This is a genomic window from Phycisphaerae bacterium (genome assembly GCA_017999985.1).
Taxonomy (GTDB): Bacteria; Planctomycetota; Phycisphaerae; order UBA1845; family Fen-1342; genus JAGNKU01.
On record JAGNKU010000018.1, the window covers coordinates 1 to 23,293 of the forward strand.

Sequence of the window (23,293 nt, forward strand, 5' to 3'; positions counted from 1 at the left end):
CGTGGTAGAAGTCGGTCGAGCCGTTGGGGGTGAAGACCAGGCTCTGGTAGTCGAGGTCGTTGTCGCCGCTGAAGAGCTGGGTGAAGAAGTCCGGCACCTCCGGCGTGGTGAAGCTGTAGCAGGTCGGATCGATCGTGAGATTGCCGGCCTCGTCGGCCGCTTCGACCTTGTAGTAGTAGGTGGTGTCGTCGGTCAGGCCGCTCAGGCTGATCGTCGGCGACATGGCCAGGCCGCCCGTGGCGGTGTTGTTCAGCGCGCTGCAGCTCAGGCCGTAGCGGACGGTGCCACTGGCGAGCTCGTCGCAGTCGAAGGTGATGACCGCGCTGCGCGGCTGGATGTCGGCAGCGTGGACGTTGGTAATGGTCGGCGGCGTGCAATCGACGAGGGCGGTCGCGGTGACCGTGACCTGCTGTCCCTGGCCGTTGTCGGCGTCGATGTAGGTCAATGTGAGCGTGTCGCCCGCACTGACCTGCAGCACCCCGGCGGCGTTCGTCGCACTCAGCGCGATCGAACCCTCGAAGAGGGCCGAGTTCGCGTTGGTCTCGGTCAACACCACCAACTCGCCCGCCGGCTCCGAATTCGAGGCAACGGGGACCGTGATGGTCTCGACAACGTTGTCGTTCGTGTTCAGGCCGCAATCGCCGACGCGGATGCTCGCGCTGTCCTCACAAGCATACTTCGCGCTATCGAGCATCGCCGTGCCGGCGTCCGAGCAGTTGCCCGGGAACGGCATGGCCGGGTCGCCCATGATGTTGTACATCTCGAAGTAGCGGCGGGTCGTGCTGCCGGAGCCCATCTGCGCGAGGTAGCGCATCTTGGCGTCGTTGAGGACCGGGCCGGCTTCGGGCACCACGCTATCGTCTTCGTCATAAATCGAGTCGAAGAGGCGTTTCTCCAGGACGTCGTCCTCGGTCCAGTAGCTGTTGACCGAGGAGCCGATGGCAACCACGGCGCCCTTGTTCATGGCGCGGACCCAGGTCTCCATGAAGCACTCGTCGATCGTGTAGGTACCCGTCACGCAGGCAAAGCTGAAGACATACGGATACATGCCCACGTTCGTCAGATTGTTCACGTCACTGGCGTAGAACACCGGGCCGTCCGCCCAGTAGGTCTCCGCGCCGTGGCCGCTGTAGATGCCAAAGAAGCGGCCATTGTTGAACGCGTTCCGCACCTGCTGCGTGGTCGCGTTGTAGGTGTGGCAGTACAGCTTGTCCGACACGATCTCGTTGGGGACCATGTAGTTCTGGATGACCCAGTTGTGCGTGCCTTCACTGACGGTGTAATTGTCGTTGGACGCCATGAACACGGCGCGCTTGACGTAATCCGGGTCTGGTAGCGGCCCGTTTTCCCACAGCAGCGTCTTGTCGACGATCGCCTGGAGTTGGCTCGCGTTGCGGACCGGAAAACGCCCGATCGCGATGTCGGGGTACCAGTCGGTCGAGCCGTCCATGCAACCATACTGAATGTCCGTGGCCGGTGAGCCCTCGCCGCCGCCGGTCCAGTGCGGAATCGTGTCGGTGTCACCAACGAGCAGGACGTAATCAGGCGCGCTGGCCGTGCCCCACAGGCTGACGATGTAGTTCTTGATGACCGTATTGCTGGCCGAAGTCGAGACCCACGTCGAAACCGTGTAACCCTGGGCCGCCTTCGCCGCGGCAAACGTGTTAATCGCCGTCTGGTACGCACTCGCGACGACGATCAGGTAGTTGCCCGTACCGCGCGAAGTCACGCTCGGCAGCACTTCCGGGTTCAGGATGATGCTGCCCAGGCCCGGCAGCGGATTCAGCGCGTCATCCGGCATGAAGCCACCGGCGAATTTCACATCGGCCACGATTTCGGGCCAGAACGTCAACGTCCCGGCCGCCGGATTGTGCGATATGGGCCGGATTTCCAGCAGGCACAGGCGCTGGCCGCGAACAAGGCCCAGTTCCTCAATTACCACGCGCTCGGCGGCATACTCGACATTGGCTGCATAGGCCGCGGGGTCGAACACGAACTGGGCGTTCTCACGCGCGCCGGGGACCTTCTCGATCGGCGGCTGCACCGGCAGCACCCAGCCGGGCATCTGCGTCGTCCGGGTGTCTACGATGATGGCTGGACCAGTGGTGTAGCTCACAGATACGCTTGCGCCCGCCGGCGCGACGAACAGGCGCCGAATGACCGGCAGCGCCGGCATGCCGATTTCACCGCTGATCGAGGCTTCCGGCCAAGTCAGCTCGACGAACTGGCCGGCCTTCTGCTCGTGCCGCTGCAGGGCAACGCCGCTCGTCGCGGCCACCACCGTGAGACCGGAAAGCCCGCTGCGATCCGCGACGGTAACGGTGACGGCTGGTGCGGTGGGCGTCGCCTCGCTGAGCGTCACGGCGCCGTGCGCATCCACCTGCAGCCAGGTGTCGGCGTGTGCGCCGCCGGTGGTCGCCAGGCACGCGACCGCCAGCACGACGGTTCCGATACAGTGGTACATCCGCGACTTCGGCATGGAGGTGCTCCTTCCATAGGACCAGGACGAACCGGGACAGCTGCGAGCCCGACGGCTGTATACCTTCATCGGTCGCTCGGCAGCAAAACAACCATATATACTTGGATGTCTCTTATGGCCGGAAAAGACAGCCTTGCCCGGGAGTCCGCCCGTGGCGGGCATCCCGCAACTCGTCTGTCCGGACCAGCGCGCTTCACCCTCCGCGTACGTTCTGCGCCGTTGACAGCAGCCTGCATCATACCACGAACCGCCCCCCGGCAAGCAATGGTCAGCGCGGATTTGCCGCCGCCCGCGACGACGTCCGGCTTGCGTGCCTGGACGGTTCCGTGACAATGTCGCGCCGCTTGACGACGCCACCCAAGAGACGAGTGCATGAAGCCGCGTGAGCTGCAGAGCATCCTGGATTTCGCGATTGAAAGCGCGCAGTTGGCCGGGCGTCTGACGCTGCGTTACTTCAACGCGGACACGCCCGCGGAAATGAAGGCCGATAATACCCCGATTACGATCGCCGACCGGGAAGCCGAAGAGCTGCTCCGCCGGCGCATCGCCGACGCCTTCCCGACGCACGGCATCCTCGGCGAGGAGTTCGGGGAGTCGCGGGGGTGTTCGCCGGCCCGCTGGATTCTGGATCCCATCGACGGGACGCAGTCGTTCATCAGCGGCGTGCCGCTCTACAGCGTGCTCGTCGGGTTGGAGTGGGAAGGTGAGATGGTCGTGGGCGTCATCCATCTACCGGCGCTGGGCGAAACGGTGCACGCCGCCCGCGGGCTGGGCTGCCGGTGGAACGGTCGGCCAGCGCGGGTCTCCGGCGTGACGGACCTCGCGCGGGCCCGTCTCGTCGTGACGTCGACCAAGTTGATGGCCGCACACGGACGCGCGGCAGCCTTCGAGCGTCTGCGGGCGGCGTGTTACACCGACCGCGGCTGGTCCGACGCGTATGGCTATGCCCTGCTGGCCACCGGCCGGGCCGAGGTCGTGCTCGACCCGGTGATGAGCATCTGGGACAACGCGGCGCTGCTGCCGGTCGTCACGGAAGCGGGCGGGACTTTCACGGACTGGACGGGGCAGACAACACATCGGGCACGCGAGGCGCTGGCCACCAACGGCCACCTGTACGACGCCGTGCTGCGCGAACTCCGCGGCGACTGAGCTGCGCATGCGCTTGCCGCGTGGCGCTGAATCTCCATAATGCACTATGCGATTGCTGCCGCGCGAGCCAGCGCTGAGGTCATCCATGGCGAATTCGTCGCACGCTCCGTCCCAACCGGAATTCCCCCGCCAATATGTCGCTGCCGGCGCCGACTTCGGCACGTGGAGCACTGCCGAGCCGTACTTCCGTGAACTGGCCGAGCGGCAGATCGCCAGCGAAGTCGCGCTCGAGAAGTGGCTGCTCGACGTCAGCGAGCTCGAAGCCTGTTTCGAGGAGGAAGGCACGCGGCGCTACACGGCGATGACCTGCCAGACGGACGATGCCGAACGGCAGCAGCGTTACCTGGAGTTCATCGAGCACGTGCAGCCCCAGGCCGAGCCGTGGCGCGACAAGCTGCGCCGCCGGTTCGCGGTGGCAGCCGAGCACCTGTCGCTGCCGAAGCGGCGTTACGAAGTGCTGGAGCGCAGCGTACGCAACGCGATTGAGCTGTATCGCGAGGAGAACATCCCGCTGCTCGTCGAGGACCAGAAGCTCAAAACCGAGTACCAGATGACGACGGCCGCGATGACCTGCATGTATGACGGTCGCGAGCAGACGCTGCAGCAGATGGCCCGCTATCTCGAGGAACCGGACCGCCAGGTGCGCACCACCACCTGGCAGCTTTCCGCCGACCGCTTTCTGCAGGATGCGGGCCGCCTGGATGAGATCTACGCACAGATGGTCGGGCTGCGCGACCGGATCGCGCGCAACGCCGGCTGCCGCGATTTCCGCGAGTATGCGTTCCGCAGCATGGAGCGCTTCGACTATACGCCCGAGGATTGCCTGGCGTTTCACGCCGCGATCGAACGCGTCTGCGTGCCGGCGACGGGGCAGCTCGCCGCGGAGCGCCGCCGCAAGCTCGGCCTCACGACGCTGCGCCCCTGGGACATGTCCGTGGATCCGGACGGTTGTCCGCCGTTGCGGCCGTTTGAGAACGAGGACCAACTGACCGCCGGGTGCAGCCGGATCTTTCACCAGGTCGATCCCGAGCTCGGCAAGATCTTCGACACGCTGTGCGCACGGGAAGTGCTCGATCTGGCCAGCCGCAAGGGCAAGGCGCCGGGCGGCTACCAGGTGAGTTTCGCGGAGCGGCGGCTGCCGTTCATCTTCATGAACGCGGTCGGCACGGAGACGGATGTGCGGACGCTGCTGCACGAGGGCGGGCACGCGTTCCACACCTGGGCTTGCCGCAACGAGCCACTCTTCGCCTATCGCAGCGCTCCGATCGAGTTTGCGGAGGTGGCGTCGATGGGCATGGAGTGCCTCGCGCTACCTTACACCGATGCCTTCTTCGGGGCCGAGACGCGCCGCGCCACGCGGCGCTTCTTCGAGAAGATCGTCGCCTTCTTCCCGTTCATGGCGATGATCGACGCGTTTCAGCACTACGTGTACACGCATGTCGACGCCGGCCTGGAGAGCTGGAAGGACCAGTGGCAGGCGCTGTGCCGGCGCTACGCGCCGGAAGTGGACATGTCCGGGCTCGAACCGCACGACCGGCACGGCTGGCAGAAGAAGCTGCACATCTACGAGGTGCCGTTCTACTACGTCGAGTACGGCATCGCTCAGCTCGGCGCGCTGCAGGTCTGGCACAACGCGCGGGCCGACCGCGCGCAGGCGATCGCACAATACCGGCACGGCCTCGCGCTCGGCGGTAGCCGCCCGCTGCCGGAGCTGTTCGCCGCCGCCGGTTGCCGCTTCGACTTTGCCGCCGGGACGCTCGAACCGCTCATCGCGGCGGTGATGCGCGAAATCGCGTCCGCAGCCTGAAGGTCGGGGCGCAGTACCTTTCCGCCGCACCCGGGCCCCGCGATAATGCAGCGGCATGCTCAAGCAGCATAACCAGGTTGTCATCACCCTGCTGGTGCTGGCCGACGCGCTGGCCGTCACGGCGGCGTGGCTCGCGAGCTATTGGCTGCGCTTCGCGCTGCTGACCGTGGATCCGACCAAGGGCGTACCGGCGCTGGGCGACAAGTTCCTGCCGATGCTGCCGTTCGTCGTGCTCGGCCACCTGCTGATCTTCAATCGCCTGCACCTGTACCGCCCGCGCCGCAGCGAAGGGCTCGGCCGCGAGCTGCGTGACATCTTCAAGGCGTTCTTCGTCGCGATCGTCGTGGTCGTGCTCATCGACTACGCCCTGCCCGAGAGCAACAAGATCTCACGCCGCTTCATCGCGACCTACGCCGTCGTCGGCTCCGTGTGCTTCGCGCTCTTCCGCCTCAGCGTGCGCGGACTGGCACGGCGACTGCGGCGGCGCGGTTACAACCGGCGTTGGGCGGCGATCGTCGGCAGCGGCCGGGCGGCGCAGCGGCTGCTGCAGGCGTTGCGCAAGAACCCGTGGACGGGCATCGAGGTCGCGTACTTCGTGGATGACCGCGAGCAGACCGGCGCGCTGCTGAACGTCCCGGTGCGCGGCCCGCTCACCGAGCTGGCGGCGATTGTCGAACGCCATCCGGTGGATTCGATCTTCATTGCCCTACCGGGCAATCAAGCGCACCGCACGGATGAGGTGCTCGCCGCCCTGTCGCGCTCCATGGCCGACGTGCAGCTCGTGCCCGACATGAACCCGGCGTACACGATGCGGCCGAACGTGTCGCAGCTCGACAACGTGCCGATCCTGTCGCTGCGCCAGACGCCGCTGTACGGCTCGAACGCGATCGTCAAGCGGGCCTTTGATCTCGTGGTCGGCAGCCTGTTCACGCTCGTCGCACTGCCGCTCATGGCCTTGATCGCGCTGCTCGTGAAGCTTGGCAGCCCCGGGCCGGTGCTCTATCGGCAGCGCCGGATGGGGCTCGACGGCCAGGAATTCATCATGCTCAAGTTCCGCACGATGCGCGCCGACGCCGAGGCCGGCGGACCGGTCTGGTCGCAGACCGCCGACGCCCGGCGCACACGGATCGGGGCGTTTCTCCGGCGGACGAGCCTGGACGAGTTGCCGAACCTGTTCAACGTGCTGGCGGGGCACATGTCGCTGGTCGGGCCGCGGCCGGAGCGGCCGGAGTTCATCGCCGAGTTCAAGCACGAGATCCCGAACTACATGCTGCGGCACAAGATGAAGGCGGGCATGACCGGCTACGCGCAGATTCGCGGCTGGCGCGGCAACACGTCGCTCCACAAGCGCATCCAGCACGACCTGCACTACATCCGCAACTGGAGCCTGGGGCTCGATATCCGCATACTTCTGCAGACGCTCGGCAGCGTGTGGTTCAGCCACCACGAAGGGCCGGCACCGGCCGCCGCTGCAGGTGACGGCGAGAGTTCCGAGTCGCCCCCGTTCATTCCTACTCCCGGACCGCGCACGACCGTGCCACCCGATGCGAGTACGTAGTCTCGCCACGCATCCCCCGACGTGCACCGCACCGCGGTCGACCCCGCCCGCGCCCGTGTCAGAACCTCGTGCGCCGCGTCTATATGGGTCGTGGAATCCCCGGGACGGCGTACCGAGCGATCCAGCAGTTGACGCGGTACCAAACCTGAGGAATCCTTCAAGTATGGGCCGCTAGAAGTAGCGAGCATTTCCCAAGCGCAACCGGCTCCGCCCCGTGTGATGCGCCGTGGCGGGCTTGGCAGGTGACGCCCGACCAGGGCACGGTGGGCGGGATGAAATGAGAGAGTGATAAGGCGTCGCAGGCGCGCGCGGGGATCGCGCGGATCGACCGGGCGACACGCGCACTCAACACGCCTTTTTCATCCATGCGAGGGCCTGGCCATGAAAAACCTGGCACTGGTCATCACTGTGGGGCTGCCGCTCGCGCTTGTCCCGGCGACCGCCTCCCAAACAACTGCGGGCACAAGCCAAGCGGTCATCGAACCCGCGGTCCACCGCGAACTCGAAGAATCGCCCGACGGAACAGCGTACGTCCTGGTGCTCCTGAAACCGACGCCCTTCCTCCCCCGCGCGCAGCGGGCGCAGCAGCAAGCGCTCGTCGCCGCGGCGCAGGCTCGCGTCCTCGACCGGATGGCGCCCGGCGAACTCGACGTCGCGTACCGCTACCGCAACTTCGCCGCACTGGCCGGTCGCGTGAACAGCGCCGGGCTCGCCAAGCTGGCGACGCACAGCGAGGTCGTCGCCGTCGGGCCGGACGCGCAGGGCCATGCACAGCTCAGCCAGAGCGTCCCGTTCATCAACGCGGACGACGTGCAGGCGCTGGGGTTCAAGGGCGGCGGCTACACAGTCGCGGTCCTGGACACTGGCATCGACACCGACCATGCGGACCTGTCCGACCACATCGCGTACGGCGCGTATCACTTCCTGGGCCAGGGCTCCAACAAGGGCCCCGGCGCCGAGGACAACAACGGGCACGGCACGAACGTCGCCGGGATCATCACGTCGAAGGGCACGGTCGCGCCGATCGGCGTAGCGCCGAACGCGATGATTCTGCCCGTGAAGGTGCTCGACGCGAACGGCTCCGGCTGGGTCAGCGACTGGGCCGCCGGCGTGGACTACGTCGTCGATCCCAACGACCCCAACTTCCCCGAGGACTATCACACCTACGTAATCAACATGAGCCTGGGGACGGACACGCGCTACACGAGCTGTCCCTGCGACAACGCCAGCACGTACACGCAGCTTCTGCAGACGGCGATCCTGGCGGCGAAGAACAACTGCACGGTCACATTCGCCTCGAGCGGCAACTATGGCAACTGCACGAAGATGTGCGCCCCCGCGTGCCTGTCGGCGGCCGTCGCCGTGGCCGCCGTGTATGACGGCAACTACGGCCGTGAGCCTGACAGTGGCTCGTACTACTTCTACCCCAACTATGTGTGCTACGACGACGCGACCGCCGCCGACCTGGTGTGCTGTTTCACGGACCGCAGCCACTGCAACGCGCTCGCGGCGCCCGGGCGGTTGATCACGTCGACCGGCATGGGTGGAGGGACGAGCACGTACACCGGCACATCGCAGGCCGCGCCGCATTGCAGCGGCGCCGCGACGCTCGTCATCGGCGCCTACGGCTGGTACTGGGGCATCTCGCCGACCGTCGATACGATCGTCAACAAGCTGAAAGAGACGGCGGTCGCGACGACCGACGAGTGCATCACCGATCCCAACGACCCGAACAACCCGCCGAATCCGAAGCGGATCGATGCATGGGCCGCGGTGAGCTCCATTCGCGGCGATTGCACGTTCGACCCGGACGATATCTACCCCAAGGACCCTGGTGGCAACTTCGGGCATGGCAGCGATATCTTCCACGGGTACGCCACAACGAGCATGAGCTTCATGGTTGCGGGCGCCCCGGGCACGGGCCAGGGCTCGGCGGATGTCTTCGTGCGCACCGGCACCACCTGGACCGCCACGACGCGGCTGTCTGCGACAGACACGACGGCGTTGCGGTTTGGCCACGCCGTGGCACTCGCGGAAGACTGGGTCGCCGTCGGGGCGCCTTGGAGCATCTATCCGTTCCCCCATGCCGGCGCGGCGTACCTGTATCGCCGCCAGGGCGTCACCTGGGTGCCGGAGTTGCGGGTGATCCCGTCGGACGTGGCGCCCGGCGATTGCTTCGGGACGGCGGCCGATCTGACCGCGGAGCGGTTGTTGAGCGGCGCGCCGTACGACGACGATGTCGGCGCAAACTCCGGTTCCGCCTACGTCTATCGTCTCCAGGGCACGAGTTGGGTGCTGGAGACGAAGCTGCACGCCATTGGCGGCAGCGCGGGCAGTGAATTCGGCAACGCCGTCTCATTGGGCAGCGACCGGCTGGTCGTGGCCGCCCACAATCGCCCGGGCGGTGGCGCCGTGTACGTCTTCCGGCTCGAAGGCACGACCTGGCCGCAGGAAGCGGAACTCGTCGCGCCGGATGCCTTCTCCGGCGACAACTTCGGCGTGTCGGTTTCGCTCAGCGGCGATCTGCTCGCGGTCGGTGCCGACGGAGAGGACGACGCTGCCAGCAACGCCGGGGCGGTGTATGTGTGGCGGCGCGTCGGCACGAGCTGGTTGTTTGAGGCGAAGCTGACTGCGCCGGACGCCGCGGCGGACGATCACTTCGGGAGCACTGTCGCCATTGGCGCGGATCGCCTGGTGGTCGGCGCGCCGCGCAAAGACGACTCGGGCACCGATACGGGCGCCACGTACGTGTTCGCGCGCAACACGGATGGCGAGTGGCTGTTGTTCACGAAGCTCGCGGCACCGGCGGCGGAGACCGCGGACCAGTTCGGCGCGTCCGTCGCGCTGTCCAATGGGGTTGCCGTGTCCACAACTCCGGGGCGCGCTGCTGGTGCCGGCGACGCGTTCATCTTCGGCGTCGGCGGCGACTGCAACCACACCGCGTCGTGCGACCTGTGCGACATCGCAGCCGGCCTGTCGGCCGATGTGAACAACAACGGCGTGCCCGACGAATGCGAGTTCGATACGGACGGCGACGGATTCGTGGACGCAGATGACAACTGCCCGTGGGTCGGCAACCAGGATCAGGCCGACGCCGACAACGATCAGGTCGGCGACATGTGCGACAACTGTCCGGCGGCCGCCAATGGGGATCAGTCCGACGTGGACGGTGACGAAATCGGCGACGTGTGTGACAACTGCCGGTACGCGGCGAATGCCGATCAGGCGGACAGCGACGCCGATAATGTAGGCGACGTGTGCGACAACTGTCCAGGAGTGTCGAACTCGGACCAGGCCGACACCGATGGCGACGCGTTCGGCGATGTCTGCGACAACTGCCCCACTCTGCCCAACGCGGATCAGGCTGACACCGATGGCGACGGGTTCGGTGACGTCTGCGACAACTGCCCTGACATCCCAAACGTGGACCAGTTGGATATGGACGGCGATGGGGTCGGCGATGTCTGCGACAACTGTCCCGCAGTCACCAACGCAGATCAGGCGGACGGCGACAACGACGGGTTCGGCGACCTCTGTGACAACTGCCCGGCGGCATTCAACCAGGGGCAGCTCGACGCCGACGGCGATGGCAGCGGCGACGCCTGCGACGTCATGCTCGGCGACCTGAACTGTGACGGCACCTACGGGCCCGGCTCGTTCCGGGACATCAACCCATTCGTGCTGTATCTCTCGAATTACAGTACGTGGCGGGCCACGTACCCCGAATGCAACGCGCAGAACGGCGACATCAACGGCGACGGCGTGTATCCGTCGTTCCAGGATATCAACCCGTTCGTGGCGTTGCTGTCCGGCGGCGGATAGTCCGCAGGCCAGTCCGCGGCTTGCCGTCTGGCAGCAAGCGACTTACGGCACGCGGGGCGACTTCGTGAGAAAGTCGCCCCGCTTGTGTCAATGCCTGGGTGGAACAGGTACGCGGGTGGCCGCCGGGGGCGGGGTTCTTCGCGGCATTATCCGCGGCAGATCAGGGCGTTGTTGGGTGACAGATTCGTGAATGAGTTGCCGCAGCTCGGTTTACAGCCTCAGTGAGAGCGACCCCAAAGAGGGTGACGCGGGCGTCCTGCGTGTCGCAGGAACGGGCAGGATGCCCCTACCGCCCCGCAAGATTCCCATACCACTCCGGATGGCCATGCCGCCGGGGAACGGCAAGCTGCCGGGACTGCTGGTGTTGCAGTGATTCTGAGGCGTTGCGGCCGCGCCGCGGTGGCCACACGTGGGCGAACGCCGGGCGGCGCGGAGGGCGGCACTGCTGAGCGTCATGCGCGCCTGGCGCGGGCTCGGCGGCCACCCGCAGCTTGATGGAAGGCTCCCGTCGTCCAGCGGAAAGACCACCGCCCTCGCCCCCAGCCGGAGGGTCCCCGGGGACCGCGGCGGCGCGGGGATGTCGCGCGACAGGTCGACAGGTGCCAACCGGTAATTGCCACTCGCGCGGCGCCGGGCTTTCATGGCGTATGTGTTCCGCTCTTGATGCGGACGCCCAGTCGTGGCAGAATGGCAAATCGCGAACCGGAGGAACTTGTGATCGCAGGGCAGTTCGACCGGCTCGCAGCGCGAGGCCAGCGGGCGTAAACCGCCCCACCGGAGGTCCTGCGGGACTCATTGACCCAGGGGATTGGCCCTGGGTGCCGGCAATTGCCACCATGCCTGCTGCGGTTGCACGACCGTACCGCAGTTTGTCTCCGATAGCCCCGCCGGCGCGCCGCCGGCCCGAGAGCGGGGTGGACCTGCTCCGGTCAGTGGAGAGGCCGGTAGTCACACCCACCGCGGGTGCGCCGGCGACCCGTTTTTTCTGGAGAACCCCGAATGTCAGCTAGCACGGTCCAGTCCTTCATGCAGGAGGTGATCGCCCGGAATCCGGAGCAGAAGGAATTCCATCAGGCGGTTCACGAAGTCGTCGAGTCGGTCATGCCGGTCCTTGACCGACACCCTGAGTTTCGCAAGGCCAAGGTGCTCGAGCGGATCGTCGAGCCCGAACGCGTGATCATGTTCCGCGTGCCGTGGCAGGACGACCGCGGCGAGGTGCAGGTCAACCGCGGGATGCGCGTCGAGTTCAACAGCGCGATCGGCCCCTACAAGGGCGGACTGCGGTTCCACCCCTCGGTCAACCTGGGCATCATCAAGTTCCTCGGCTTCGAGCAGATCTTCAAGAACGCCCTCACCACCCTGCCCATGGGCGGCGGCAAGGGCGGCTCCGACTTCGATCCGAAGGGCAAGTCCGACAGCGAAGTCATGCGCTTCTGCCAGAGCTTCATGAGCGAGCTCTTCCGCCACATCGGCGAGTACATCGACGTCCCCGCCGGCGACATCGGCGTCGGTGGCCGCGAGATCGGCTTCCTGTTCGGCCAGTACAAGAAGCTCACTCGCCGGTTCGAGGGCGTGCTGACCGGCAAGGGCCTGAACTGGGGCGGCAGCCTCATTCGTCCGGAAGCCACCGGCTACGGCCAAGTTTACTTCGCCGAAGAGATGCTCAAGACGCGCGGCAAGAACTTCAAGGGTCTCAAGTGCGTGATCAGCGGTTCGGGCAATGTCGCGCAGTATGCGACCCAGAAGGTCATTCAGCTCGGCGGCAAGCCAATTACCCTTTCCGACTCGAACGGCTTCATCGTCGATGAAGAGGGCATCACCGAAGAGAAGCTCGCTTTCGTCATGAACCTCAAGAACGTCAAGCGCGGCCGCATCAAGGAGTATAAGGACAAGTACCCCAAGGCGCACTACGAAGAGATCGACGCCAAGAAGAACTACAACCCGCTCTGGCAGGTCAAGTGCGACGTCGCGTTGCCCTCGGCCACCCAGAACGAGATCAACGAAGTCGACGCCAACAACCTGGTCAAGAACGGCTGTTTCTGCATTTCCGAAGGCGCCAACATGCCGACGACCCCGTCCGGCGTTAAGGTCTTCCTCGAGAGCAAGGTCCTGTACGGACCCGCCAAGGCCGCGAATGCGGGCGGCGTGGCGACGAGCGGTCTCGAGATGTCGCAGAACGGTCTGCGTCTGCAGTGGACGCGTGAAGAGGTCGATCAGCGCCTACACAACATCATGATCAGCATTCACGAGAATTGCCGGAAGACCGCCGAAGAGTACGGCACGCCGGGCAACTACGTAAACGGCGCCAACATCGCCGGCTTCTTGAAGGTCGCCACGTCGATGATGGATCAGGGTCTGGTGTAAACGCTCAGCACGCTACGGAGGAGCGTCCGCACGTCGCGCATGCGACCGGCGACTTCACCGAGTCGTTGCTCAGACAGCAACGAAAACGCCCCACGCCCGTGGACATGAGCGTGGGGCGCTTCCTTTTCCGACCGCGTGCCGTACGTGGCACGGCTACGCGGTCGCGACAACCTTGCCCGACAGCGCGGCCTTTACGGATTGACGATCACCAGGATCAGCGCGGTCACGCCCGGGCCGGTCGTGATGGTGTCGACGCCCCCCAGACCATTCACGGTGAGCTGGTCGTTGGCCGGCTCCGGGTGCATGATCCGCGTGGTGGCGGAAAGCCCCGAAACGACCACCGTCCCGCCGCTGGCCGCAATGTTGATCGTGTCAGGCAACTGCGTGCCGTTGACTGTAATCGCATCCGGCTGCGTATCGCCGGTGCCGCCGCCGAGCGTGCCGGCGAGATCAATGCTCACGTCGGCGACGTCGGTAGGGCTCAAGTCGTTCACGGTGACGAGATCGGCGCCGCCCAGCGCTCTGACGTCAACCTGCTCCACGTCGTCCAGGTCCATGACAATGCTGCCCACGTTGCGGGTGAAACGCAGCCGCCCGCCGTTGGCGGAGAGATCCAGCGTTTCGGCGGCACCCGAGCCGTTGAAGGTCAGAGCGTCCGTGCCGGCCTGGCCCTCGACCGTGTCACTGCCATCGCCCGGGTCCCACTGGAAGACATCGTCGCCGGCCCCAAGCAAGGTCACGTCGTTACCCTGGTTGCCGTCGATGAAGTCGTTGTCGTCGCCGCCGATCAGGAGGTCAGCGCCATTGCTGCCCAGCAACGTGTCGTCGCCGCTGCCGCCATCCAGCGTGAACGGGATGGCCAGACCCGCCAGATTCCCTGTACAGGCCATCGTGTCCGCGCCACCCAGTCCATTGATCGTCAGCGACAGCGCGCCGCTGACGGCCACCGCCGCGGAATAGCCGGTCGCATCCACCCGCGCCTGCGTACCGTTCGCTGTGAGCGTGATCGTGTCCGGACCGGCCGAGCCATTCACGTTCACAACGTCGCCGCCGACGCCATTCACGACAACCTGGTCGCTCAGCTCGTAGCCTTGCACGCGCACATCGGCGGCCAGGTCAACGACTACGAACCCTGCGTCCGCCGAGATGTTCAACACATCCGCCGCCGGCGTTCCGACGATGTTGACCGCATCCGCCTGTGCGTCGCCGACGTTGCCGAACGTGGCAAGGTCGACATTCACCAGCGCGGCGTCGGTGCCGAACAGGTCGTTTGCGTTGATCATGTCGGCACCGCCCAGCGCGTTCACGTCCACCTGTTCTACATCGTCCAGGTCCATGACGATGTTGCCCACATCGCGAGTCAGGCGCAAGCGCGACCCGTTGGCGGATAGAGTAATGGTCTCGTTGGCGCTCGAACCGTTGAAATGCAGCGCGTCCGTGCCGGCCTGGCCCTCGACCGTGTCACTGCCGTCGCCGGGGTCCCACTGGAAGATGTCATCGCCGGCCCCAAGCAGGGCCACGTCGTTACCCTGGTTGCCGTCGATGAAGTCATTGTCGTCGCCGCCGATCAGGAGGTCAGCACCATTGCTGCCCAGCAAGACGTCGTGGCCGCCGCCGCCGTCAACGGCGATCTGAATCAGGGCGGCCAGGTTCCCCGTGCAACTGAGCGTGTCATCTCCGCCGTTGGCTTTCAGGACGAGGCTCTCGCAGCCGCCGAGGTCGAGGAAGAACGGAGCGGGACTGAGGCGGTCGAAGCGGACGCGTGTGCCGTTGGCGGTTACAGTGCATTCCTCGGCGCCATCGTCGCCACGGACCTCGACGGTGTCGAACCCGCCGACGTCCTCAATGAAATCCGTGTCGTCGCCGGGTTCCCAGATGAAGTGGTCATCGCCGGCGCCCACAAACACGTCATCGTTCCCGGGTCCGCCGTAGTAGGTCTCCGGGCCACTGCCCCCCAGCAGCGTGTCATTGCCAGTCCCGCCGTAGATCGTGGTCGCCTCCGTGTCCGTGAAGGCGCCGTACTGCTCATCGATCCAGACCGTGTCGTGGCCACTGCCTGCGTTGATCACGATGCAGGTGAACTGACCGCGGTCGAAGCTGAAGTCGACGGTGCCGTCGTTCTCGACATCGATTTGCAGGATCGTCGGCCAGCCGGGCAGCAGGCGGAGCGCCAACACCGAACTCGCGGCCGTGCCGATGACGTGCAGGCAGCCGTCCTGGAGGTACGCCTGGTGACTGGCGCAGTCGGGGCTGGCGGGCTGATTTTCACCGCTGAAGCAACGCTGGAAGGCGGCGGAATCCGCCAAGTCCAGGTCGGTGTCGAAGTCGTAATCGAATTCGCCTGCCTGGCAGGCGGGGCCGGCCGCGAGATCCGGGCCGGTCAGACACGCCGCCAGGTATGCGAAGTCAGCGGGGTCCACGTCGCCGTCGCGGTCGTAGTCGCCGGGGATGATCGCAGGGCAGCCGTCGGCGTCGACGGGCGCACCGGGGACCGTGTTCGGACAGAGGTCCACGTTGTCGCAGACGCCGTCACCGTCGGTGTCGCTGATGCAGGCCCCCAGCGCGGGTGTGCCCGTTGCCAGGCAGGCACCTACCAGGCAAACCAACCACTTGTGCGATTTCATGCTTCGCCTCTCGCTCGTGCGGATGGGTGTCCGGGCTGGCGACGGCGCTGCTGCCGCTGGAAGTGCAAGGTCCCGGTCAGCGCGTTTCTGAAGAATGCGCGACAGGGCCTGGCCGCCCTCGGTCCGTTCGGCTGTCCTTCGGCCCTTCGACGCCGGGCGGCCGCGCTCCGCGGACCCGGCCGGCAACACCCTTATTAGGCGATGATAGGCGCCTGCAGCGGCGTTTCAAGAATCAGACCCGCGCCCCGCGCGCCCTCGGCTCGCGCTAATTAGCCACACCGCTCCGCCCTCGCGCTGGCCGTGGCTTGGTGGTCCAGTCAGATCACCGGACAGCCTCCACTCGAAAACCCAGCGCTGAAATCACTTGCCGTCGACATCGCCGCAACTGCCGTCCCGCAGACGCAGTTGTTGGCCGTCGCCCTGGCCGCCAACACCGTTGCCGCCGTTGCCCCCGCCGGCGCCGCGGTTCTGATACCGATACTGGCTCCCGTCGCCAGTGCAGGAACCATCCATCAGCCGCAGGTGCAGCCGCGTCTGCAGTTGGTCACCGACGGCAACCGGGTCGACACCCTGTACCGTCAAGACCGCTTTGGCGTCCGACGGCACGTCGGTCAGATCACAGCCGGCCGCCACACAGAGCACAAGAGCCGGCACCAGCGCAGACAAAACACGTTTCATCGCAGCTTCTCCTTCGCCGGGGGCCATCGAATTCGTATCGCGCCCGACCCAGCTGTTAATGGCTCGCCTGCACGTTGCGTCCTGGGACGATCCGTGCGACCATCGATTCAACGCCGCCGCGGTGGATGCCCTGCGGTCAGATTCCGAAAGCCAGACGGTTTGCCGAGCCCCCATGGCGCCTGACACGACCCAACCCGGATCTGAAGGGCTGACGGACTACGAGCTTATGGCCCGGGCTGGACAGGGCAACCGTGACGCGCTCGGTACGCTCGTTCAGCGACACCAAGCAAAAGTGGTCGGGCTCGCGTTTCGCTTTCTGGGACGCTGGGATGCTGCCGAGGACGTCGCCCAGGATGTTTTCGTGCGGGTCTGGCGGGCTGCGGCCACCTTTCGCCCGGAAGCCCAGTTCACAACCTGGCTCTATCGCCTCGCCACCAACCTGTGCTGGGACCGGCGGCGCCAGGCAGCCCGCGACCTACGGCTGCGCGCCGCGGCGCCTACGCCGGGAAGCGCTGACCCGCCTTTGGCGACGCTGGCGAGCCGGGACCGAATCAGGCGTGTTCAGGAGGCAGTGGCCGAGCTGCCGGATCGCCAGCGTCTGGCGGTCATCCTGCACCGCTACCAGGGGCTATCGCACAAGGAAATTGCCGACGCGACGGGCTGGAGCGAAAGCGCCGTCGAGTCGTGCCTGGTCCGGGCTTACGAGAACCTGAGGAAGTCCTTATCAGATATGAGGTTAGAGTGATTACGGTCATCGGTGCCACCGGACGCGCGACAGGCGGTTTCTCGCCGCAGGTGTGCCCGGCGGGAATCGTTCAAAACGTGTGGAGAACCGGTTATGGAACACGTGCGGCAGACTGAACTGATCCAGTTGGCGGCCGATGAGCTCGCCGACCCGCGCCGCGCGGAAGTGGAACGCCACCTGGCGGAGTGTTCCACGTGCCAGAGACGATACGAGCGGCAGGCGGATCTCTGGCGCACCCTCGGTCAATGGACTCCTGAATTCACGGCGCGCGAGCTGCTGCCCGGCCTCGAGCGCAAGTTGGCTGCGGCGTCGGTAGCGCTGCATCCGTTCTGGTCCAATGTCGCGCGCGTCTCTCGCGTTGCGGCTGCGATCATGATCGGCGTCGGCGCGGGCTATGGTGCTGCCCACCGTTGGCAGCCCACGCGACCAGGCCCACAACCAGTTGCCGGTGCCGAGGTCGAAGAAGCCGCCATGGACGCGCTCGGGGTGCAGTACATCGGAAATATCTCGCCGGCCGGGCTCTACGCCGTCCTCCAGGACGTGCCGGCCGACGCCGAAGCCGGGGAGGGGCAGTTATGAATCTGCGACGCTACGGTGGCTTGTCGATGATCGCGGTGGCGTGTGCCGCGGGCAGCTATCTCGCGACGTACGCCCTGCAGCAACAGGGGCATCCCGCCTGGACCGGTGGGCCTGCAACCGCCGCCGCGCAGAGTGTAACAAACTGGCTGGGGTTGACTGCGCAGCAGGCCGACGGTGTGCGCGAAATCGAAGCCAGTTTTGCCGCCGACCGCGCACCGCTCGAAGCAAAGCTGGCCGCGGAGCGCGAGCGCCTCGCGACCATGCTTGAGGACCCGGCCACCGGCAGCGAGGCGATCCTGCAGCAGGTCGAGAACGTGATCGCGGCGCACGATGCGCTGGAGCGGAGGGTAGCCACCCATCTGGTGGCGATGCGGCCGCATCTGACTGCCGCGCAACAGAGACGCCTGTTTGACCGCTTCGCCAGCGGTGTGCGCGAAGGCGCCGGTTGGCGCTGGCGCAACGGCCAACTGGAAAATGTCGAAGGTGAACGACGAGGCGGTGGTCCGCCGCCGGGTCGCGGACCTGGACGCGGGCGTGGGCCGGGCGGTGGATTTGACGTACCCGGCCGCCACAGCGAGCCCGCCACGACGGCACCTGCGTCTCGATCGGAAGGAGTACGGCCATGAAACGGCTAGCAGTACTCGCATTTGTCCTATTGGTGGGCGTAAGCCTGGCACAGGCCCAAGGCGGGAGCGCCTGGGGCCGGGATCGTCGCGGTGGACGAGGACCCGCGGCAGTTCAAGCCCTGCATGGCAAAAACCAGATGCGTAGCACTCCGGACAGCGTGCAGCGCCCAATGCGTCAGCGGCTAGGCGATCCCTACAACTGCCAAGCAACGGATAGCCAACCAGTGCGGCAGCGGCTCCGCGACCCTGCAAGTTGCGCGCGCCTCAGCCCTGCCGGCCGCGGCAATCAGGCCGGAATGGGCTGGGGCGGCATGCGCGGCGGTGGCGGTCGTGTCAGTTGGAACACACTGTGCTGCCCATATTGTGGCTACCGCGGTGGTCAGGGTGGCTGGCGCCACGGCTGGGGTCGCTGACGCAGGTCGCAGGTCGCAGGTCGCCGCAGCCGTCTGAGGGCCTCTTATCCGGGAGCTGCCCATGACTGAACGCCCCCCGGCCACGAAACAGCCGCGTCACCCCGCACGCATGCAGATGGTCAACTTTGTGATCGATGTGGTGACGCTACTCGTCGTATTGGCGATGGCCGCAACGGGTCTGCTCCTCAAGTTCGTCTTGCCGCCGGGCAACCGAGGCGGTCAGGGTGTGCAGCTCTGGGGCTTCACCCGGCACGAATGGGGCGACGTTCACTTCTGGCTCTCCGTAGCCATGGGAGTGCTGTTCATCGTGCACGTTGCCCTGCACTGGACCTGGGTCTGCGCGATCGTGGCGCGATGGTTTCCAGTGGCAGGCGCGTCACCTGGACAGGCGTCAGCGAGGCGGCGTTCAGCCTACGGTGCCGGCTTCCTGGTTGCCGTGACCGCGCTGCTCTTCGGGTTCGCGTGGGTCGCCGGGGCGAGCGCGACCCGACCAACCAAACAATCCGAGCAGGGTGGTCGTGGGTATCGCGGTGGCCGAAATGCCAGCGCCGTGCGCGACGTCGGCGGCACGAGTCCGGCAGTCCGTGAGCGAGGTCACCGCGGGGTGGCCGTTGAACCGTGAGCACAAGGTCGTGCAGGCAGGAAGCTACTGCTGAACGATGAGCTGCGCTGGCAGCGCCAGGCGCAGGTGCGATTCTGGCCTTCGCACAGCCCGAGCGCATTCCGAGGGAATGCGCTGCAGTGATAGTTTGCGCCGAACGCAGGAACACATTCCACGACACGTCTGCGGAACAAAGGCGCCGCCAGCCTGATCGTCGCCGGTCACGTCACCATTGGGCTGAGGTGCCGCGTGTGTGCTGAGGGGAGATTCCGGAAATACCACACGAGAATTCGGGTACGGCCCGCAGGTAGTGCCCATCCCAAGCGTTCAACGTCGGGATGTGGAGAGTGGTCTCCCATCGCACGCGATTCTGACAAGGTGTGCCTGCCGACGCAGTGGAGCATCCGTGCAGCGCTCACCTCATGGAAGGAGACGTGGCATGAGACACACGAGTTGGATGGTGGTGGTGGTCGCATTGCTGGCGAGCGGCGCGGCCTCGACAATGGGCGGGGTGCGGATCGAAGGCGCGATCACCGCGATTGACGTCGAGTCGCAGCAATTGGTGGTCGCCAACACGACCGTGCAGGTCACGGAACAGACCGTGATCAAGCAGAACGGCCAGACGATCCCGTTTGAGAATCTGGCGGTCGGCATGACGGTGGCCGCATGCGGAACGATGCAGGATGGTGTGCTGGTCGCCAACCGGATCACGGTCAAGCAGTGCCAGGCGGCGGGCGGCGGCACAGCCCGCATGTCAATCAATGGGACGAGCCAGCAGCCCCGCGTGCGACCGCTAAGCCCCGCGGAACAAGATGGCCTGCTCTTCATGCGCGAGGAAGAGAAACTCGCGCGCGACGTCTACTTGACGCTGGCGGCGCAGTGGCAAAGCGCGATCTTCGCGAACATCGCGGCGAGCGAGCAAACGCACATGAACTCGATTCTGACGTTGCTGATGCGCTACAACGTACCCGACCCCGTGGCCGGGATGGGCGTGGGCGAGTTTGCGACCGAGCACTTCCAGACGCTTTATACCGACTTGGTCGCCCTGGGCAGCCAGTCCCTGATCAACGCGTTGACCGTGGGCGCGACGATCGAGGAAATCGACATCGTTGACCTCTTCGATCGACTCGAAGACGTGACGCACCAGGACATCCAGCGGGTCTATCAGAACCTCGAGCGTGGCTCGGAGAACCACCTGCGGGCCTTCGTCGGCCAGCTGGCGAGCCGCGGCGTGACCTACGAACCTCAGTATCTCGATCCGGAGTTCTATCAGCAGATCATCGGCGGATAGGAGCCGGAATCGAGCCGGCAGCGCGGACCGCCTTGTCCACCGCCGTTGCTGTGGACGAAGCGGTCCGTAGCATTTGTCTGCCATCGCACGTCACCGAACCTGGGGAAGCCCCGCGCCGGGCAGATCGACTCTGCGTCAGCCGGCGGTCTGGTGCAGTGTGACGCCCGGTGGGAAGAGCATGCAGCGTTCTGAGCCGCATGTTGGACGCACATCGGCATTTCGCAGGCCAAGAACCTTCGCGCGCGGGTCTGGTGCGGGTATCATTAGGTGGATGCGGAGCATTTGCGGGTGTAGCTCAATTGGTAGAGCATCAGCCTTCCAAGCTGAATGTTGCCGGTTCGAACCCGGTCGCCCGCTTTCCGCCAGAAGATGCCAGCTGTGCGCAATTCGTTCCAGCAGTTGCAGTTAACGCCTCGCCGGCCAGACTGCGATCTTCCGTCAAATTGCCGGCAGATACCGGGAGCGTGCTGTTTCGGCCAGAAGTTGGTACAAGCATTGGTACAAGCGAATTCTGGACGCAAACATCTTCTGCACCCGCTGCGAGCCGCTGTTGGGCGTTCGGCCGGTCGCCATCCAGCGGCAATGACGGCAGCACACCGAGCGCCCCTACCGCGTCGAGGAGCTGACCGCCTGGACGGCCCACCGCCACGCAACTGGGCTGGATGAGCTTGCGTCTGTCAGTTCGACCCGATACTACTTCAGCCCAAGCGCCAGCCTGCCGTGAACGCCGACAGGGATTGTCGTATGTCCACCGGGCCCCAGCAGAACGAGAGGACCGCCCCACCCTCGCAACCGCCGTCATCAGGCCGTGGTCGTCGCCTCCTCGTTGTCGCGGCGGCAGGTCTCGCTTCGGCCGCCATCGTCATGTTGCCGAGAAGCAACTCGACCTTCGCGGCCGCGTATGCGGCGATCCTCGCCGTCGTTGCCGCGGCCATCATAGACCGCTTGTTCTTCCGTCCGAGGCGGTTTCTGCTCCTGCGGCTCGCACTTGCCTGTCTGATCGGTGGCGGTATCGGCTCCCGTCTGCAACTGACCGATGCGATTGCTTTTCGCAGGGCTTTTGGCTGCGAGCCACCAGCCGCAGTTCGTTCTGTCGTGGTCCACGGGCATTACCTTGGAAGCCTCGCCGCTGGACCGCCTTCCGATATCTGGGTGCTGATCCAATTCAACGCGGACGACAACACCTTTCAGCGCCTGGTCTCGCACCGGTCCTTCCAGCGGGACGATTTCCACGAAAAGTGGTGGCAGGACGAGCGGGCCACCGTTTGGCGTCAACTATTCGGTGGTTTCGCTGGACATGGTGGTGCCGAGTGGCAGAACGTCGAGCTACCCAAGAACGTCCAAATCTTGTGGTGGCGCGGCGACCCGATAGAGGGAACGACCGTCCTGTGGGACCAGGACACAGGACGGGCCTACGTCCTTTACGGCTACGGGTAGCTCGATATGTCTGTGCGGGACCGGGCGTGCTGGCGCTGGAAGCTGGGACGTGCTCATTGCCGCGGGGATCCAGGTTGAGAGGCGCAGGATGATCACCCTTCTCGGCGTTTCGGGCGACATCTGGTCGTTGGTCATTCAACTCGCTGCCATGGCGGTTTCGTTTTTCATCGGATTGCGCAGCCATGATCGCCCACTGCTCCGTGTCACCGTGCCGATCGGTATCGCCGCGAATCTCCTGGGACAGGTCGTCTTTGCGGGCGGAGGTCCAGGCGCCTGCGCGGGGATGGTCCTCATCCCGATCTACTGCTTGGTCGCCGCCTACATCGGGCGAGGCGGCTGGTGGCTGTTTGTGGGGCGTATGAGGCGTCCACTGGTCTGCGACTGCGGGGCAACAACAAATGATCATTCGTCGAGCGTTTGCCGTGAGTGCGGGACGCCCATCAATTGTCATCGTTGCGGCTACAACCTGCGAGAAAACGAGAGCGGTCGTTGCCCTGAATGCGGTGACGCCTTCGCGCCGGCAACAGGAGTAGACGCGGCGGCGGTCCGCGCAACCCGGGTAGCCGGGTCAGGCTGGAAACCGGTCATCCGGGCAGCAGTCGTTGTTCTGATCCTGACAACCATCGTCGTCGTATACCTTCGCTCCGACTACCATCGACACAATCGGTTTCTTGCGCGTCTTCGCACTTCGCTGTCGTCGTTGCCCCTGCCAGCGCAAACGACAAAGCTCGCATCCGTCAGCCGAGTGGGACTCTTGGCCGGCAACGGCAATCACTGCGATTACGCCGTCGCGGAGATGCACTCGACCAGGCTCGGACGCGATGAGATCCTGCGTCACTACAACCAGCAGAGCGTCCCCAACCCTGAGGGGCCCAGTCGTTTCGGCGTGGAAGTGGCCTTCTTCGACGGCAACAGCCCCCCCACGTTCGGCTTATATGACCCGCTGTTCTCGTGTGCGGAAGCGAGCCCTGGGGAATTGCGGTACGTCGTCGGCGTCATTCTGATCGGCTATCACGACGCAGGTTTCGACCCACGCTGCCACTGAGAAACTGGCCGCGCCTGACAGAGCATGAGTGACGGCTGGACAACGGGCGCGTCCGCAGTGAGTGTCTTTCCGGCG

Annotated in this window: 15 protein-coding genes and 1 tRNA gene; 13 read left to right on the plus strand and 3 right to left on the minus strand. The window is 65.6% G+C overall.

Translation table 11 applies throughout. From position 1 onward, the window contains the following. A partial coding sequence (locus KA383_18225) for a hypothetical protein (GenBank protein MBP7748056.1) occupies nt 1–2,479 on the minus strand: 2,479 nt, incomplete at its 3' end. A 372-nt stretch (nt 2,480–2,851) separates the two neighbouring features. Here KA383_18225 and KA383_18230 point away from each other — a divergent pair. From KA383_18230 to gdhA, 5 genes are all read left to right on the plus strand, one after another. Then, entirely contained in the window at nt 2,852–3,628 is a 777-nt protein-coding gene (locus tag KA383_18230) for an inositol monophosphatase family protein (GenBank protein MBP7748057.1), read from the plus strand. An 85-nt stretch (nt 3,629–3,713) separates the two neighbouring features. Continuing rightward, a complete protein-coding gene (locus tag KA383_18235; GenBank protein MBP7748058.1) occupies nt 3,714–5,435 on the plus strand; it encodes a M3 family oligoendopeptidase in 1,722 nt (573 codons plus the stop codon). Between the two features lie 55 nt (nt 5,436–5,490). Further along, complete coding sequence (locus KA383_18240; GenBank protein MBP7748059.1) at nt 5,491–6,993, plus strand: undecaprenyl-phosphate glucose phosphotransferase; 1,503 nt, start codon at nt 5,491–5,493, stop codon at nt 6,991–6,993. Nucleotides 6,994–7,374: 381 nt separating this feature from the next. Then, complete coding sequence (locus KA383_18245; protein ID MBP7748060.1) at nt 7,375–10,815, plus strand: S8 family serine peptidase; 3,441 nt, start codon at nt 7,375–7,377, stop codon at nt 10,813–10,815. A 999-nt stretch (nt 10,816–11,814) separates the two neighbouring features. Continuing rightward, nucleotides 11,815–13,179, plus strand: coding sequence for an NADP-specific glutamate dehydrogenase (gene gdhA, locus KA383_18250; GenBank protein MBP7748061.1), 1,365 nt, complete (start codon nt 11,815–11,817; stop codon nt 13,177–13,179). Nucleotides 13,180–13,370: 191 nt separating this feature from the next. Here the strand turns inward: gdhA and KA383_18255 are convergent, their stop codons facing one another. After that, nucleotides 13,371–15,803, minus strand: a complete 2,433-nt coding sequence (locus KA383_18255) for a hypothetical protein (protein MBP7748062.1) — start codon at nt 15,801–15,803, stop codon at nt 13,371–13,373. A 360-nt stretch (nt 15,804–16,163) separates the two neighbouring features. Further along, nucleotides 16,164–16,481 carry a hypothetical protein gene (locus tag KA383_18260; protein MBP7748063.1) on the minus strand — a complete coding sequence of 106 codons (318 nt, stop codon included), beginning with the start codon at nt 16,479–16,481 and terminating at the stop codon, nt 16,164–16,166. A 172-nt stretch (nt 16,482–16,653) separates the two neighbouring features. Between KA383_18260 and KA383_18265 the strand changes: the two genes are divergently transcribed. From KA383_18265 to KA383_18300, 8 genes are all read left to right on the plus strand, one after another. After that, nucleotides 16,654–17,226 carry a sigma-70 family RNA polymerase sigma factor gene (locus tag KA383_18265; GenBank protein MBP7748064.1) on the plus strand — a complete coding sequence of 191 codons (573 nt, stop codon included), beginning with the start codon at nt 16,654–16,656 and terminating at the stop codon, nt 17,224–17,226. A 93-nt stretch (nt 17,227–17,319) separates the two neighbouring features. Then, the gene (locus KA383_18270) at nt 17,320–17,805 is read left to right on the plus strand and encodes a zf-HC2 domain-containing protein (GenBank protein ID MBP7748065.1); all 486 of its coding nucleotides are present in this window, start codon (nt 17,320–17,322) and stop codon (nt 17,803–17,805) included. A gap of 26 nt (nt 17,806–17,831) precedes the next feature. Further along, nucleotides 17,832–18,431, plus strand: coding sequence for a periplasmic heavy metal sensor (locus tag KA383_18275; GenBank protein ID MBP7748066.1), 600 nt, complete (start codon nt 17,832–17,834; stop codon nt 18,429–18,431). Between the two features lie 474 nt (nt 18,432–18,905). Then, a complete protein-coding gene (locus tag KA383_18280) occupies nt 18,906–19,466 on the plus strand; it encodes a DUF4405 domain-containing protein (protein ID MBP7748067.1) in 561 nt (186 codons plus the stop codon). A gap of 418 nt (nt 19,467–19,884) precedes the next feature. Continuing rightward, nucleotides 19,885–20,736 carry a DUF2202 domain-containing protein gene (locus KA383_18285; GenBank protein MBP7748068.1) on the plus strand — a complete coding sequence of 284 codons (852 nt, stop codon included), beginning with the start codon at nt 19,885–19,887 and terminating at the stop codon, nt 20,734–20,736. A gap of 284 nt (nt 20,737–21,020) precedes the next feature. Then, nucleotides 21,021–21,093: transfer RNA gene (locus KA383_18290), tRNA-Gly, on the plus strand. A gap of 387 nt (nt 21,094–21,480) precedes the next feature. After that, entirely contained in the window at nt 21,481–22,173 is a 693-nt protein-coding gene (locus KA383_18295; protein MBP7748069.1) for a hypothetical protein, read from the plus strand. A gap of 88 nt (nt 22,174–22,261) precedes the next feature. Further along, nucleotides 22,262–23,218: a hypothetical protein gene (locus tag KA383_18300; protein MBP7748070.1), complete on the plus strand. Its 957-nt coding sequence runs from the start codon at nt 22,262–22,264 to the stop codon at nt 23,216–23,218. Nucleotides 23,219–23,293 lie beyond the last annotated feature (75 nt).

Coding starts and splice junctions, on each gene's coding strand:
- KA383_18300 (MBP7748070.1), top strand. CDS start 22,262: ATGATCACCCTTCTCGGCGTTTCGGGCGACATCTGGTCGTTGGTCATT.
- KA383_18240 (MBP7748059.1), top strand. CDS start 5,491: ATGCTCAAGCAGCATAACCAGGTTGTCATCACCCTGCTGGTGCTGGCC.
- KA383_18265 (MBP7748064.1), top strand. CDS start 16,654: ATGGCGCCTGACACGACCCAACCCGGATCTGAAGGGCTGACGGACTAC.
- KA383_18270 (MBP7748065.1), top strand. CDS start 17,320: ATGGAACACGTGCGGCAGACTGAACTGATCCAGTTGGCGGCCGATGAG.
- KA383_18255 (MBP7748062.1), bottom strand. CDS start 15,803: ATGAAATCGCACAAGTGGTTGGTTTGCCTGGTAGGTGCCTGCCTGGCA.
- KA383_18275 (MBP7748066.1), top strand. CDS start 17,832: ATGATCGCGGTGGCGTGTGCCGCGGGCAGCTATCTCGCGACGTACGCC.
- KA383_18235 (MBP7748058.1), top strand. CDS start 3,714: ATGGCGAATTCGTCGCACGCTCCGTCCCAACCGGAATTCCCCCGCCAA.
- gdhA (MBP7748061.1), top strand. CDS start 11,815: ATGTCAGCTAGCACGGTCCAGTCCTTCATGCAGGAGGTGATCGCCCGG.
- KA383_18230 (MBP7748057.1), top strand. CDS start 2,852: ATGAAGCCGCGTGAGCTGCAGAGCATCCTGGATTTCGCGATTGAAAGC.
- KA383_18285 (MBP7748068.1), top strand. CDS start 19,885: ATGAGACACACGAGTTGGATGGTGGTGGTGGTCGCATTGCTGGCGAGC.
- KA383_18260 (MBP7748063.1), bottom strand. CDS start 16,481: ATGAAACGTGTTTTGTCTGCGCTGGTGCCGGCTCTTGTGCTCTGTGTG.
- KA383_18245 (MBP7748060.1), top strand. CDS start 7,375: ATGAAAAACCTGGCACTGGTCATCACTGTGGGGCTGCCGCTCGCGCTT.
- KA383_18280 (MBP7748067.1), top strand. CDS start 18,906: ATGACTGAACGCCCCCCGGCCACGAAACAGCCGCGTCACCCCGCACGC.
- KA383_18295 (MBP7748069.1), top strand. CDS start 21,481: ATGTCCACCGGGCCCCAGCAGAACGAGAGGACCGCCCCACCCTCGCAA.